We start from the raw sequence: 13,959 nt of genomic DNA, 5'->3' as shown, positions 1-13,959 counted from the left end.
TCAGTGCCGCTCTCCGTCGGGCAGGGGGCGGCCACGCGTCTCGATGCCAATGCCCCACACGCACCCGGCCGAGATGATGAAGGCGGCGGCAAACACGCTTAGCGCCTGCCCCAGGTTGCCGCTGAGCAGCGCCCCGGCTGCCAGGGGCGAGAGCACGCTGGCCAGCCGCCCAAACGCGCTGATCAGGCCCATGCCCCCGGCGCGCAGCGGGGTGGGAAAGAGTTCGGGCGTGTAGGCGTACAGCGCCCCCCAGCCCCCCAGCAGCGAGCACGACAGCAGCGCGGAGGTGAGCAGCGCCGCCACGCTGGAGTCCCCGGCCACCAGAAACAGGTAAGCCCCGGCCGCGCTGGCCAGCATGAACGCCACCAGGGTCACGCGCCGCCCCGCCCACTCGATCAGCAGCGAGGCCAGCAGGTAGCCGGGAATCTGGGCAATCGCCAGGATCATGGCCGTGCGGTAGGTTTCGCCCAGATCCACGCCCTGGGTGCGCAGGTAGGCGGGCAACCACGAAAAAATGCCGTAGTAGCCCAGGCTCATGCCAAACCACGCGCCCGCCAGCAGAAAGGTGCGGTCGCGCCAGGCCGGGCCCAGGAGGTGCCGGTGGCGGGCGGCGACCGCGCCAGGGGATGGGGGACTCAGGGGCGCCTCTGGCAGGGGGCGGCGGTTCACACGGGCCACCACCGCCAGGGCCGCGCGGGCGTCGTCCAGGCGGCCCCGCACCTGCAGCCAGTAGGGGGAATCCGGCACGCCGGCGCGCACCAGCAGGCCCACCACCCCCGGCAGAGCGGCCAGGGCCAGCAGCCAGCGCCAGCCCGCTTCCGGGGGCAGCAGCACGCTCAGGCCGTAGGCCAGCGCCGCCAGCGCCAGGGTGCCCACGGCCCAGAAGCTTTCCAGCAGCACCAGAAACCGCCCGCGCCGCGCGGGGGGCAGAAACTCCGAGAGCAGCGAGTAATCCACCGGCATGGTGCCGCCCACCGCAAAGCCGGTGAGCACCCGCGCAGCAATCAGCACCTCCACGCTGGGCGACAGCGCGCCCAGACAGCCGAAGACCACGCCCAGCACGGTGGTGGTCAGAAACACCGGGCGGCGGCCCAGGCGGTCGGCCAGCAGGCCCCAGAACGGCGCGCCCAGCAGCATCCCGATAAAGGTGGCCATGAGAAGCGGTGTGGGACTGCCCTGCAGGCCAAAGTGCGCGGTGATGCCGGGCAGGGCAAAGCCCATCACCAGCACCTCCATGGCCGCCGCCGCGAAGCTCAGGCCGCAGATCAGAAGCAGCCGCACCTGAAAGCGGCCAGTGCCCAGGGCGCTCAAGGCGTCGTCCACGCGCACGGTGCCGGGTGGGGGCGCGGGCGCGGCGTGCGCCGGCAGGCGAAGACGGGTGGGCCGGTCGGTCACGCCCCCCAGTGTAGGCGCCCCGGGGACTGGGGGAACGCCGTGCCATACTGCGCCCGTGGTCAGTTTGAGGGACAGCATCCGGCGCGACCTTGGGGTGCAGCCCCGCATTGACCCGGCCGCCGAGGTGGAGCGCCGGGTGGCGTTTCTGTGCGCGTACCTGCGGGCTTCTGGCACCCGGGGCTTTGTGCTGGGCATCAGCGGGGGGCAGGACAGCACCCTGACCGGGCGCCTGTGCCAGCTGGCCGCCGAGCGGCTGCGCGCCGGGGGCGAGGCCGCCCAGTTCGTGGCGGTGCGCCAGCCCTACGGCGTGCAGGCCGACGAGGCCGACGCCGCGCGGGCCCTGGCCTTTATCCGGCCCGACCGCACCGTAACCCTGAACATTCAGGCGGCCAGCGACGCGGCGGCGCAGGCGGCGGGCGAGGCGCTGGGTACGCCGCTGCGCGACTTTGTGCGCGGCAACGTGAAAGCCCGGCTGCGCATGGTCACCCAGTACGCGCTGGCCGGGCAGGAGGTGCTGCTGGTGGTGGGCACCGACCACGCCGCCGAGGCCCTGACCGGCTTTTTTACCAAGTACGGCGACGGCGGCGTGGACGTGACCCCGCTAAGCGGCCTGACCAAACGCCAGGGCGCGGCGCTGCTGGCCGAGCTGGGCGCCCCGCCCGAAACGTGGCAGAAGGTGCCCACCGCCGACCTGGAAGACGACCGCCCCGGCCTGCCCGACGAGGCCGCCCTGGGCGTGACCTACACGCAAATTGACGATTATCTGGAAGGCCAGCCGGTGCCAGGCGAGGTGGCCGCGCGCCTGGAAGGGCTGTACCTCGCCACCCGCCACAAGCGCGCGCAGCCGGTCTCACCGTTCGACGACTGGTGGCAGGTGCAGGAGCGCCCGGAGAAGGCGTAGGAACGGAGGCGCAGGAACGCCGAGCTGGAAGCACACAAAAGAGCGGCCCCTCCCGGAGCCGCCCTCTTTTCTTTGCCCTTACTTCAGCAGGTCCACGGCCTTTTTCAGAATGGCGTCGTTCTGCAGGTCCACGGTGGCCTCGCCCTGCTGGGCGCTGCGGGTGGGGCGCTTAATTTCGCCGGTGTAGGTGAACTTGCCGTCCTTGTCGGCGGTCACGGTCACGGGCTTGCCCTCAATGGTGAGGGTGATCTTCTCGCCGGGCTTCACGCCGCTGCCGGTGAAGTTCACGGGGGTGGTGTAGCGGGTATCCTTGACCACCACGTCGGGCGTGATGCCCTTCTTGTGAATCTGGCGGCCCTTGGGGGTCAGCCACTCGCTGTTCACGATGGCCGCCTTGCCGCCGTCGGGCAGGGTCACGGGAATCTGGGCCACGCCCTTGCCAAAGGTCTGCTCGCCCACGATGGTCGCGCGGCCCGTGTCCTGCAGGGCGCCGGAGACCACCTCGCTGGCGCTGGCGCTGTTCTTGTTTACCAGCACCACCAGTTTGCCGGTGTAGTCGCTGGCCTGGCGCCGGGCCGTGCCGAAGACCTCGGTGGCCTTAGAACGGTCGCGCAGGCTCACGATGGGGCCGCTCTGCATGAACTGGTCGGCCACGTCCACACCAGCGTTCAGCAGGCCGCCGCCGTTGTCGCGCAGGTCCAGGATCAGGCCCTTGACGTTCTTCTTCTTCATGTCGGCCACGGCGGCGCGGAACTGCTCGGTCACCTTCTCGTTGTAGAAGGTGTTCAGGGCGATGTAGCCAATGTTGCCGGGCAGCACGGTGGATTCCACGCTCACGATGGTCACGGGCTGGCGCTCCATCTTGACGGTGTAGGGCTTGCCGTCGCGGGCGAAGGTGACGGTCACGGTGGTGCCCTTCTCGCCGCGCACGAGGCGCACGATCTCGTTCAGCTTGGCGGTGGTCACGTCGGTGTCGCCAATTTTCAGGAACTGGTCGCCAATCTGCACCCCGGCCAGCGAGGCGGCCCCGCCGCGGTACACGTTGTCAATCTTGCCGCCCGTGCCGTCGGCGTTGGCCGCCACCAGCTGCACGCCAATGCCGAAGAACTCGCCCTGCAGGTTGGCGGCGTCAATGGCGTTGTCTGCGGGCTCGCTGTAGTAGGTGAATTCGTCGTTCAGGCTGCCAATGGCCCCGTTGATCGCCCCGCGCAGCACCTTCTCCTGGTCCACCGGGTACAGGTACAGGCGGTTGAGGTCATTCAGCACCTGCAGGAAAGTGCGCCCCTCGGGGGTGCTGCTGAGGTTCGCCTGGGTGTACCCGCCGAGTTGCGCGTAGGCGACGGCGGCGGTCGCGCCCAGCGCGGCCAGGGTGACGGTTAGACGTTTGGCGTTCACGGGGTGCAGGATAGTGCTTGAGGATGAGATCAAAGGGGGCGGCTGTTACAGGGGGGGGTGGTTTGTGTTTAGCCTGCGTGTGGCCCCACCCCCCCAGCCCCCCTACCCCAGAGGGGCAGGGGGGAGCGGCGCTGCGCTGGGCAAGAGTTTCTACTGGCGTCGGCTGGGGTTGCGCGACCAAGTGACGTGTCCGGCCTCGACGCCATCCGCTGGTGACGCGCAATGGCCCGCGCCCTTCGGGCACGACGGCCTCGTCTGGACCTGGGCGGTAGAGGGGCAAGCTGTCTTGGTGCGGCCCAGAAGGTTCTACTTTGAACAGCAGCAGAGGCAACAGCGGCTTTTGCCTTTCAAAAGTAGAACCTCGTGTCTTAAGCGTTCATGCCCTTCACCCCTACGGGGCGAGCAACGGAAGCCGTCGTGCGCGCAGCGCGCGGGCGTACGGCGATGGGCGGAGGCAGGCCACGGCGTACAACGCGGGGCGAAGGCAAGCTGCCCCGAACCGTCAGTCAACGTTTGCCGAGCGCAGCGGTACTCCCCCCTGCCCCTCCGGGGTAGGGGGGCTGGGGGGGTGGGGCAAAGCCAGCAAACGACCTCGCCCCAACAAAAAGCCCCCCTCCCCCTTTCACCGCCCCCACCACCATCCAGGCTATGCTGGGCCGCGAGCATGACCAACCGCACCGCCTTGCCGCTGCGCCTCTCCTTGCGGGGTGCGGCGTGATTGATTTCAAGAATGTGTCGCTGGAATACCCAGTGACCCGCACCCTGGCCCTGGACGACGTGTCGCTGCATGTGGGCAAGGGCGAATTCGTGTATCTGGTCGGCCATTCAGGGGCCGGAAAGAGCAGCTTCATGAGTCTGGTGCTCAAGCGCGCCCTGCCCAGCCGGGGCGAGGTCAAGGTGGCCGGAGAGCCGCTGGCGCGCTACCGGGGCCGCCGCACCGCGCTGCTGCGCCGCCGCATGGGCACGGTGTTTCAGGACAACCTGCTGCTGCCGCACCTGAACGCCTACGACAATGTGGCCTTCGCCCTGCGCGTGACCGGCGTGCCGGGGCGCGAGTGGCCGCAGCGGGTGGCGGGCGCGCTGCGCACCGTGGGCCTGGAACACAAGAAATACGCCCTGCCAGTGCAGCTCTCGCAGGGCGAGCAGCAGCGCGTGGCCATTGCCCGCGCCATTGTGGGCAACCCGCCCCTGCTGCTGGCCGACGAACCCACCGGCAACCTCGACCCCGACAACAGCCGTGAGGTGCTCAAGGTGCTGCAAAACGTCAACCTGCGCGGCACCACGGTGATCGTCGCCACCCACGCCCGCGACCTCGTGGAAACCTTCCGCCACCGCACCCTCACCCTGCGCAAGGGCAAACTGGTGCGCGACGATCCGTATGGGGGGTATGCGCTGTGAGGGGGGTAAAGGCCGCTGTGCGGCCTGTGGATGGTAGACGGTTGAGGGTTGATGGCGTGGGGCTGTTCTCCGTCAACCATCTACCATCAACTGTCACCCTGGCCGGTGGCCAGCCATGAGTTACCACTTCCGCCAGGCCCTGCTTGCCATGCGGGGCAATGTCACGGCCACGCTGGCCACGCTGGTCACCATGACGCTGACGCTGCTGATGCTGGGGTTCGTGCTGCTGCTCACGCTGAACGTGAACCGCACGCTGGCACAGCTGGAATCGCAGGTGGAGGTGGCGGCCTTCCTGACGCCGGGCGCCCAGGACAGCGCGCTGCTGGCCCAGGTCCGGCAGCTGCCGCAGGTGCGCGAGGCCACCCTGGTCACCAGCGAACAGGTGCTGCAGGAGATGACCCAGGACTCGCCCTACACCCGCGACGCCGTGGCGCTGGTGGGCAACCCCTTCCCCGACACGCTGCGGCTGCGAGTGGGCCGCGTGGAGGATTCGCGGGTGGTGGCGCAGGCGGTGTCGCAGCTGCCCGGCGTGGAGGACGTGGAATACGGCGCCGACTACGTGGACCCCACGGTGCGCACCCTAACCGCCGTGCGCGGGGCCGGGTACGTGCTGGTGGGCCTGCTGTTCCTGGGCACCCTGTTCAACATCCTGAACGCCGTGCGGGTGGCGATGTACGCCCGGCGCGACGAGATCAGCGTGATGCGGCTGCTGGGGGCCACGCGGGGGTTTATCCGCATGCCGCATGTCATTGAAGGGCTGCTGGTGGGCACACTGGCCGCCGCGCTGGCGGTGTCTCTGCTGACCCCGGCGTATCTGGCGCTGGCGGGGCGGGTGCAGCAGCTGGCGCCGGTCTTTCCGGTGGCGCGCGACCTGGACACCCTGCTGCCGCTGCTGGGCGGCGTGGCGGTGCTGGGCATTCTCACGGGGCTGCTGGGCAGCCTGTTTGCCACGCGGCGCTACCTGCGGGAGCTGGAATGAAGCGCCCTCAGCGCGCGGCGGCGCTGCTGGCCGTGGCCCTGCTGGCGGGGGTGCCGCAGGCCGGACTGGCGCAGACCACCAGCGAGCGGCTGCAAAGCCTGCAGCGCGAACTGCAGCAGCAGCGCGACCTGAATGCCCAGAAGGTGGCGCAGATCGAGCAGGCGCGGCGGGCGATTGCCAGCCTCAGCGCGCAGCAGCGCCAGACGCTGGGCCGCCTGGACGACCTGACCCGGCGCGCCGGGCAGCTGGAAAACGAACTGGCCACCGCCACCGCCCGCGTGGCCCTGGCCGAGCGGGCCCTGGCCGACACCGGCAGTCAGCTCAAAGTAACCCAGGCGCGCGTGACGCGGCTGCAGGGCGACGTGCGCGAGATTCTGCGGCTGCAGTACCGGGACCGCTCCGGGCGCTACCTGCAGCTGCTCTCGCAGTCGCGCAGCCTCTCGGACCTCCTGATCCGGCTGCAGTATGCCAACCGCGCGGGCGAATACAACACCCGCGTCATTCAGACCCTGGCGGCCGATGTCAAGGTGCTGGCGCAGCAGCGCGCCCTGCAAACCCAGCAGGCGCAGGAGTTGCGCACCCTGCAGGCCCAGCGCCAGGGCAAGCTGCGGGCGCTGCAGGCCCAGCGCGCCGAGCAGAACACCCTGCTCGCGCAGCTGCGTGCCAGTGAGCAGGGGCAGCGCACGCTGGCCGCCCAGCGGCAGGCCGAGCAGGCTCTGGCCGCACGCACCATTGACCAGCTGGTGGGGCAGGTGCAGGCCGAGCAGGCCCGCCTGGCCGAGGAACGCCGCCGCAAGCTGGAAGAGGAGCGCCGTCGCCGCGAGGCCGAAGCGCGGCGCATCCGTGAAGCGCAGGAGCGGGCCCGGCAGGAAGCCGAACGCCTCGCGCGCATCCGCGCCGAGCAGGAGAGGGTGGCCCGTGAACGTGCGGCGGCGGCGGCCCGCGCCGAGGCCAACCGCGCCGCAGCGGCGCGGGCCTCAGCCGAGCGTGCCGCGGCCCAGCAAGCCCAGCAACGCCTGGACCAGCAGCGCCAGCGCGAGTCGCAGCTGCAGCAGGAGCAGGCGGCGCTGAAGCAGCGCCAGCAGCAAGTGGAACAAGCGCAGCAGCAGGCCGAGGTGCAGCTGGCCCCCCTGCCCGCCCAGACCGGCCCGATGGGCTTTCCGCTGCCGGGCGGACGGGTCAGCGCGCCGTATGGCTCGGGGGGCACGCCATGGGTGGTGCTGTCTGGCGCCACGCAGGTGGTCGCCGCGCAGGACGGCAATGTGCTCAGTTCGACCTTTTACGCCTCGCTGGGCGGGGTGGTGCTGCTGGACCACGGTTCGCTGGTCACGGTGTACCTGGGCCTGCGCGACAAGTACGTGAACACGGGCGACCGGGTGACGCGCGGCACCCCGCTGGGCACCGTGGGCGGCAGCTCCATCATTGGCCCCGACAGCATGGCGTTCCAGCTGCGCCGGGGCCAGCAGGTGATTCCGCCGCCGTTCTAGCGCTGGGGCACCTTGCCGTTCTACAGCGCATTTGCTACCCTTCTTCGGTGCGCACCCCGGTTGGCTGCTGACGGGCGCATGACCCCCGTGATCCTAGCGGGCGCTGTACCCTCAAAACCCCCCCTCCGAGGTTGTTTGTCATGGTTAAGATTCGCCTGTCCCGTTTTGGTTCCACCCACAACCCCCACTACCGCATCGTGGTCACCGATGCCCGCCGCCCCCGCGACGGCGGTTACATCGAGAGCCTGGGCTACTACGACCCCCGCAAGACCACTGAAAACTACCTGAAGGTGGACGCCGAGCGCGCCGCCCACTGGATTGCCCAGGGCGCCCAGCCCACCAACACCGCCCGCCGCCTGCTCAAGAGCCAGGGTGTGAAAGTCGCTTAAGCGGTGCGCTGCGCAGGACAAGCTCCCTAACCCGGGGGGCTTTTTTTGTTGTCCTGCGCGCGGCCCTGGAGGCGGTAGAATGCCCGCCATGAAAACCGATCCCGTGGAACTGACCCTGTACCTCGCGCAGAGCGTGGTGGACCAGCCGGCGCTGGTGCGCGCCGCGCGGCGTGGCCCCACCGTGGTCGTGCGCGTGGGCCCCGGTGAGGAAGGGCGCCTGATCGGCCGCCAGGGCCGCGTGATTCAGGCCATTCGCACGCTGGTGCGCGCCGCCGCCGACCCCCGCGAGCGCCTGAACGTGGACCTAGACGCCCCCCGCAAAGCGTGAGCGGGGGCGAACAGGACCGCACCCGGCTGGGGCACTTTCTGGGGCCACACGGGGTGCGCGGCGGCGTCAAGGTGTATGTGCTGGGGGATCCGGAGCAGCTGCTGGCCTTAAAGCGGGTGTACGTGGAGGGCCGGGGCTGGCTGCGGGTCACCAAGGCCGAGCCCCTCTCGCCCGGGGTGGCGCTGGGGCTGGCGGGCGTGACCACGCGCGAGGCCGCCGAGGACCTGCGCGGCCTGCAGGTGTACGCCGCCGACGATGAACTGCCCGAACCCGAAGAGGGCGTGTACTACTACCACGAACTGCGCGGCCTGGCTGTCCACGGCGCCTCGGGCGAGGTGCTGGGCGAGGTCACCGACGCCCTGGACGGCGGGCATCAGGACCTGCTGGTGGTGCGCCACCCGGGCGGCGAGTCGTTTGTGCCGCTGCAGGCGCCGTATGTGGTGGTGGAACTGAACGACAAGCGGCGCCCGCGCGCCATCACGCTCACCGAGGACGCCCCGGAGAACCTGCTGGGCGACGCCGAACCCGACCGTGACGACTGAGGCCCCGCCCACACCCCTGTCCTTCTCGTTCCTGACGCTGTTCCCCGAGTTGCTCTTTCCCTTTGCGCAGGAAGCGATTCTGGGCAAGGCGGCGGCCCGGGGCCTGATTGACGTGCAGCTGGTGAACCTGCGCGACTTCGCCCAGAACAAGCACCTGAAGGTGGACGACACCCCGTACGGCGGCGGCGCCGGCATGGTGATCCGGGTGGATGTCGCCCAGCGTGCCCTGGAGAGCCTCCCCCCGGCCGACGAGGTGATTCTCTTCAGCCCGGCCGGCCAGCCCTTCACCCAGGCGGTGGCCGAGGAACTGGCGGGCAAACGCCACCTCGCCTTTCTCTGTGGCCGCTACGAGGGCTTTGACGCCCGCGTGGAGACCCTGGTCACGCGGGAACTCAGCATTGGCGACTTCGTGATGATGGGCGGCGAGGCAGCGGCCGCCTGCGTGCTGGAAGCGGTGGCGCGCCTGCGGCCCGGCGTGCTGGGCGACCCAGAATCGCACCAGATGGACTCGTTCAGTTCGGGGCTGCTGGATTACCCCGAATACACCCGCCCGCCCGAATGGAACGGCCACGCGGTGCCCGAGGTGCTGCGCGGCGGCAACCACGCGGCGGTGGCGGCGTGGCGGCGCGAGCAGGCCTTGCGGCGCACCCTGGCCCGGCGCCCGGACCTGCTGGCCCAGGCCCCGCTGACCCCGCAGGACAGCGCGGCGCTGCTGGCCTTGGGGGTCAGCGAGGCCGAGCTGGCGGCCTGGGGCGCCCCGCCGCCGCCCCCGCCCAAGCGGCGCCGCACGGCGAAGCGTCCGGCCAAAGCGGACTGATGAGCTTGTGGGGCGAGGTTTAAGCGCCCATGCAGAAACGGTTGACGTTTTTCCCGGTGGTGTGTGGGCTGCGCTCAAGTTCCGGGCGCGCCTGGGGGGCACCATAACGGCGTATGCGCGTTCCGCTGTTTCCTCTGCCCAAGCTGGTGCTGTTTCCAGGCGTACTGCTGCCGCTGTACGTCTTTGAACCCCGGTACCGGGCCCTGCTGGCAGACGTGCAGGCCAGCGGGAGCCCCTTTGGCATCGTGCGTATCGTGGTGTCCTCAGAAGAGTCGGACAGGCCGTTTCACGAGCGGGTGTCGCGGGTGGGCACACTGGCCTCGCTGCGCCAGGCGCAGGGCCACGAGGACGGCACCAGCACCATCCTGGTCACGGGGGGCGAGCGCTTTGAGATCGAGCGCTTTCACTTCGACCAGCCGTATCTGTCCGCCGACGTGCGGCTGTGGCCCCTGGCAGGCGACGACACTGAGGTGGAGCGGGTCTCGGCGGGCGAGCTGCTCTCGGCCCTGATTCGCCTGCGCCCCGAAGAAGGTGAGGCCCTGCGCCGCGCCGCGCCCAGTGAGCCGCTGCTGCTGGCCAGCTTTGCTGCCGCCAGCCTGCCGCTGACACCTGAGCAGCGCGAAGACGCCCTGCGCGCCCCCACGCTGGGCGACCGCCTGGACGTGCTGCTGGGCTATGTGCCGCGCGAAGCCAAACTGCTGAACTAGGCTCCGGGCGATGGTGCCCGTCTCCCCCGTCCGGCCCGGCCCCCTCTGCTAGCCTGGGCGGGCGATGGCGACCGTGGCGGAACTCCGGGAGAAACTGCGGCGGCCCCTGTCGGCAGAGCTGGCCTCGGGCTGCCAGAACCGCGTGGTGGCGGGCGGCATGGACAAACTGCTGGCCTCGCCGCTGGGGAACCCCTTTCCGAAGGTGCGCGAGGTGCTGGCGGGCTACGCCGCGCTGGACCTCCCGGAGCGCGAGGACGCCCTGAAACGGGCCCTGGCCCTGCTGAGTGAGGCCGCCAAACCTGCCGCCAAGCCAGCGCGCGCGGCCCGGGTGGCGGTGCCTGCCGCTGCCCCCGGCGAGCGCCTGCCCCCGGACGCCCCGGTAGAGCGGCTGGACACCGGCCCCGGTGGTGCCCGCAAACTGCACACGCTGGGCCTGCACCTGCTGCGCGACGTGCTGCACGCCTACCCCCACCGCCACGAGGACCGCCGGGCCCTGCCGGACCTCTCGGAAGTGGAGGAAGGCCAGAAGGTGACCGTGGAGGGCCGCGTGGTCGCCAAATCACGCCGCAGCCCCAAGCCCGGGATGCTGATTCTGGAAGTCACGCTGGAAACGCCCGCCGGGGGGCGGGTGCGCGCCAGCTGGTTTAACCAGCCCTGGGTGGAGCGGCAGCTGAAAGAAGGCGCGCGGCTGGTGCTGACTGGCCGGGTGAAGAAATTTGGCCGCTCGGTGCAGCTGGGCGTGGAGCACCTGGAAACCGTGGATGGCGCGCAGGACAGCCTCTCGACAGGGCGCATCGTGGGCGTGTACGACAGCAAGGAAGGCATCTCACAGGAGTTTCTGCGCCGCGCCGCGCACCGCTCTCTCCAGGCGGTGCCGCTGGACGATTACCTGCCCGCCCACTGGCGCCAGAAGTACCGCCTGACCGATCTGGCCGACGCCCTGTGGGGCATTCACTTTCCGCACGACGAGGGCCACCTGGGCCGCGCGCGCGCCCGGCTGCGCTTCGACGAGTACCTGTTCCTCGAACTGCGCCTGCTGCTGCAGGGCGAGGACGCCGTGCTGCAAGGCAAACGGTTTCAGGCCACAGGGGACGACATCTATACCTTCGAGGCCGCGCTGCCCTTCCGTTTCACGAACGCCCAGCGGCGGGTGCTGCTGGAAATCACGGACGACATGCGGGGTGAACGCCAGATGGCGCGGCTGGTGCAGGGGGACGTGGGCAGCGGCAAGACCGCTGTGGCCGCCTGCGCCCTGTATCTGGCGGTGCGCGACGGCTACCAGGGCGCCCTGATGGCCCCCACCGAGATCCTGGCGCGGCAGCACTATGCCAATCTGGTGGGTTACCTGGGGAAGCTGGACGTGCGGGTGGGCCTCTTGATTGGCGCCATGACCCCCAAGGCCAAGCTGGAGATGCAAGCCCGCATTGCCCAGGGCGACGTGGACGTGGTGGTGGGCACCCAGGCGCTGATTCAGGAGAACGTGCGCTTTGACAACCTGGGGCTGGCCGTGGTGGACGAGGAACACCGCTTTGGCGTGCAGCAGCGGCGCAAGCTGCTGGCCGGGCGCCCCGACGTGCTGGTGATGTCGGCCACGCCCATTCCGCGCTCGCTGGCGCTGACCGCCTACGGCGACCTGGAACTCAGCATCATTGACGAGCTGCCGCCCGGCCGCACGCCCATCGAAACCAAGCTGATTCAGGACACCGCCCGGCAGCAGGCGTACGGCTTCGTGATGCGCCAGATTCGTGAAGGTCGGCAGGCCTTCGTGGTCACCGCCCTGATCGAGGAAAACGAGAATCTGGAGCTGCTGGCCGCCACCCAGCTGGCCGACGACCTGAAGACCATGCTCCCAGAAGCCCGCATTGATCTGCTGCACGGCAAGATGAGCGCCGCCGAGAAGGACCATGTGATGGACCGCTTCCGCGCCCACGAGTTCGACGTGCTGGTGTCCACCACGGTGATTGAGGTGGGCGTGGACGTGCCCAACGCCACGGTGATGGTCATTGAAAACGCCGAACGCTTTGGGCTGGCGCAGCTGCACCAGTTGCGCGGCCGGGTGGGGCGTGGCAGCGCCCAGAGCTACTGCGTGCTGATTGCGGGCGAGCACAGCAAGAAAACCCGCCAGCGCCTGAAGATCATTGAGGGCAGTACCGACGGCTTTGTGATTGCCGAAGCCGACCTGAAGCTGCGCGGCCCCGGCGAGCTGCGCGGCACCCGCCAGAGCGGCATTCCCGACCTGCGCCTGGCCGACCTGGCCAACGACACCGAGATCATCGAGCAGGCGCGCGAACTGGCCAAGCACATCCTGGCCCACGACCCCAGGCTGGAGCACCCCCGCCTGCAGTACCTGCGCAGCGAACTGCAAAACCGCAGCCAGAGCGTGGCGTTCAGGGAAGTGATTTAGGTGGCGGCGCCGTTTACGCAGGTGTTGACGCTTGGCCTGCCCGTCGGCGTGGTGCAGGGCGAGTGGGGGGTGTTGCGCCCACCTGATGACTTTGTGCCGGTCAAGATAGGGCTGTTGCCCAACATGGTGACGCTGCTGGAAGGCGATCCAGCCGGGTTCCATGACGACCTGCAGGCGCGGCTTCGGGCCGCCGCCCTGCCAGAGGCCCTGGCCGCAACCTATCCCCTGGTGCCCACCCTCCGGCTGGGGCTGCAGTGGGGCGCGGCCTACTGGGAAGAACATGCCCTGCGCTGGACCGAGCATTGCCAGTTTGCGGGTCAGCTGAACGCTGAGCTGCGAGCCCTGGCGCAGACTGGAAAAACGCAGCGGGTCCGGCACTGGGCCCAGCGCCTGGTGCGGACAGCCGAGCGGAACCATCAGATCGCCAGTGCGCAGGAATTTCTGGACCTGCGAAACGGCACTGATCCTGAGCTTTATCAGCGTGCGGCCCACGGCCGGGCCAGTCCCGAAGTGTGGACCGCCGTGATGGCCCTGGACCCAGAGATGAAGTTCTGGGTGGCGCGCAACAAGACCGTGCCGCCAGAAGTGCTGACCCGACTCTCCAGCGACCCTGACCCGCGCGTCCGCTGGATGGTCGCCACTCGCCGCGCCTGCCCACCAGAAACGCTGGCGCAACTGGCCAATGACCCGGATGAATCGGTCAGGCTGAGGGTGGCCTATAACGCCAAATGCCCGCCGGCCCTGCTCGTTCGATTGGCCTCCGACACCGAGCCTGAAGTGGCCCGAGTCGCCCGGTCCCGACTGAAGGCGCAAGCATGAGCCCTCCCCCGCTGGTCGTTTATGTGGATGTGGACGAAACCCTGGTGCGCAACGCTGGGCGCTCCCGCATTCCCATTCCGGCAGCGGTGGCCCATGTGCGCGAACTGGCCGCGCAGGGGGCCGAGCTGTACTGCTGGAGTTCGGGCGGCGCCGCCTACGCCCGCGCCAGTGCGCGCGAGGTGGGGCTGGAGGCGCTGTTTACGGCCTTTCTGCCCAAACCGCAGGTGCTGCTGGACGATCAGCCAGTGCAGACGTGGCGCCGACTGGTGCAGGTGCATCCCCTGAGCTGCGCGGGCGCCAGCGTGGCGGAGTACCGCGCGCGCCTGGCCTCCAGACCACCGGGCGGTCACGAGGAGGGGTAAGGTCTCTCGCGTTCCTCTCTGTCCAGCCCCTTAAAC

The 13,959-nt window shown here is 69.7% G+C and carries 14 protein-coding genes; 12 read left to right on the top strand and 2 right to left on the bottom strand.

Features of this window, described 5'->3' with window-relative positions; translation table 11 throughout:
* Window positions 1-1,395, bottom strand: coding sequence for an MFS transporter (locus K7W41_RS00915; RefSeq protein ID WP_318010883.1), 1,395 nt, complete (start codon window positions 1,393-1,395; stop codon window positions 1-3).
* A 55-nt stretch (window positions 1,396-1,450) separates the two neighbouring features.
* Here K7W41_RS00915 and nadE point away from each other — a divergent pair, with 55 nt between their 5' ends.
* Complete coding sequence (gene nadE / locus K7W41_RS00910) at window positions 1,451-2,296, top strand: ammonia-dependent NAD(+) synthetase (protein ID WP_224603804.1); 846 nt, start codon at window positions 1,451-1,453, stop codon at window positions 2,294-2,296.
* Window positions 2,297-2,374: 78 nt separating this feature from the next.
* Here the strand turns inward: nadE and K7W41_RS00905 are convergent, their stop codons facing one another.
* Window positions 2,375-3,691 (bottom strand): S41 family peptidase, encoded by a 1,317-nt coding sequence (locus K7W41_RS00905; protein WP_224603801.1) that lies wholly within the window; start codon window positions 3,689-3,691, stop codon window positions 2,375-2,377.
* 714 nt (window positions 3,692-4,405) lie between these two features.
* Here K7W41_RS00905 and ftsE point away from each other — a divergent pair.
* From ftsE to K7W41_RS00850, 11 genes are all read left to right on the top strand, one after another.
* Window positions 4,406-5,089 carry a cell division ATP-binding protein FtsE gene (gene ftsE / locus K7W41_RS00900; protein ID WP_221088911.1) on the top strand — a complete coding sequence of 228 codons (684 nt, stop codon included), beginning with the start codon at window positions 4,406-4,408 and terminating at the stop codon, window positions 5,087-5,089.
* A gap of 115 nt (window positions 5,090-5,204) precedes the next feature.
* Complete coding sequence (locus K7W41_RS00895) at window positions 5,205-6,068, top strand: cell division protein FtsX (protein ID WP_224603799.1); 864 nt, start codon at window positions 5,205-5,207, stop codon at window positions 6,066-6,068.
* Complete coding sequence (locus K7W41_RS00890) at window positions 6,065-7,555, top strand: murein hydrolase activator EnvC family protein (protein ID WP_224603798.1); 1,491 nt, start codon at window positions 6,065-6,067, stop codon at window positions 7,553-7,555. Before K7W41_RS00895 ends, K7W41_RS00890 begins: the two co-directional genes overlap by 4 nt.
* A gap of 140 nt (window positions 7,556-7,695) precedes the next feature.
* Complete coding sequence (rpsP, locus tag K7W41_RS00885; protein ID WP_224603796.1) at window positions 7,696-7,944, top strand: 30S ribosomal protein S16; 249 nt, start codon at window positions 7,696-7,698, stop codon at window positions 7,942-7,944.
* 88 nt (window positions 7,945-8,032) lie between these two features.
* On the top strand, window positions 8,033-8,272 hold the full coding sequence (locus K7W41_RS00880) for a KH domain-containing protein (protein WP_199188284.1): 240 nt from the start codon (window positions 8,033-8,035) through the stop codon (window positions 8,270-8,272).
* Window positions 8,269-8,814, top strand: coding sequence for a ribosome maturation factor RimM (gene rimM, locus K7W41_RS00875; protein WP_224603794.1), 546 nt, complete (start codon window positions 8,269-8,271; stop codon window positions 8,812-8,814). Before K7W41_RS00880 ends, rimM begins: the two co-directional genes overlap by 4 nt.
* Window positions 8,804-9,631 (top strand): tRNA (guanosine(37)-N1)-methyltransferase TrmD, encoded by an 828-nt coding sequence (gene trmD, locus K7W41_RS00870; RefSeq protein ID WP_224603792.1) that lies wholly within the window; start codon window positions 8,804-8,806, stop codon window positions 9,629-9,631. The genes rimM and trmD overlap by 11 nt, the downstream gene beginning before the upstream one ends.
* A gap of 113 nt (window positions 9,632-9,744) precedes the next feature.
* Window positions 9,745-10,338: an LON peptidase substrate-binding domain-containing protein gene (locus K7W41_RS00865; protein WP_224603791.1), complete on the top strand. Its 594-nt coding sequence runs from the start codon at window positions 9,745-9,747 to the stop codon at window positions 10,336-10,338.
* Window positions 10,339-10,402: 64 nt separating this feature from the next.
* Window positions 10,403-12,742: an ATP-dependent DNA helicase RecG gene (gene recG / locus K7W41_RS00860; RefSeq protein ID WP_224603790.1), complete on the top strand. Its 2,340-nt coding sequence runs from the start codon at window positions 10,403-10,405 to the stop codon at window positions 12,740-12,742.
* On the top strand, window positions 12,743-13,561 hold the full coding sequence (locus K7W41_RS23665) for a HEAT repeat domain-containing protein (protein WP_224603789.1): 819 nt from the start codon (window positions 12,743-12,745) through the stop codon (window positions 13,559-13,561).
* Window positions 13,558-13,923, top strand: a complete 366-nt coding sequence (locus tag K7W41_RS00850) for a DUF705 domain-containing protein (protein ID WP_224603787.1) — start codon at window positions 13,558-13,560, stop codon at window positions 13,921-13,923. Before K7W41_RS23665 ends, K7W41_RS00850 begins: the two co-directional genes overlap by 4 nt.
* The last annotated feature ends 36 nt before the right edge of the window (window positions 13,924-13,959 follow it).

This window comes from Deinococcus multiflagellatus, from assembly GCF_020166415.1.
Lineage (GTDB): Bacteria > Deinococcota > Deinococci > Deinococcales > Deinococcaceae > Deinococcus > Deinococcus multiflagellatus.
Note: the sequence above shows the minus strand (reverse complement) of the source record. Positions and strands in the feature narration are given on the sequence as shown.

What these genes read in the sequence shown, in the direction of transcription:
- recG (WP_224603790.1), top strand. Translation starts at nt 10,403, where the DNA reads ATGGCGACCGTGGCGGAACTCCGGGAGAAACTGCGGCGGCCCCTGTCG.
- K7W41_RS00850 (WP_224603787.1), top strand. Translation starts at nt 13,558, where the DNA reads ATGAGCCCTCCCCCGCTGGTCGTTTATGTGGATGTGGACGAAACCCTG.
- rpsP (WP_224603796.1), top strand. Translation starts at nt 7,696, where the DNA reads ATGGTTAAGATTCGCCTGTCCCGTTTTGGTTCCACCCACAACCCCCAC.
- K7W41_RS00890 (WP_224603798.1), top strand. Translation starts at nt 6,065, where the DNA reads ATGAAGCGCCCTCAGCGCGCGGCGGCGCTGCTGGCCGTGGCCCTGCTG.
- K7W41_RS00865 (WP_224603791.1), top strand. Translation starts at nt 9,745, where the DNA reads ATGCGCGTTCCGCTGTTTCCTCTGCCCAAGCTGGTGCTGTTTCCAGGC.
- K7W41_RS00880 (WP_199188284.1), top strand. Translation starts at nt 8,033, where the DNA reads ATGAAAACCGATCCCGTGGAACTGACCCTGTACCTCGCGCAGAGCGTG.
- K7W41_RS00895 (WP_224603799.1), top strand. Translation starts at nt 5,205, where the DNA reads ATGAGTTACCACTTCCGCCAGGCCCTGCTTGCCATGCGGGGCAATGTC.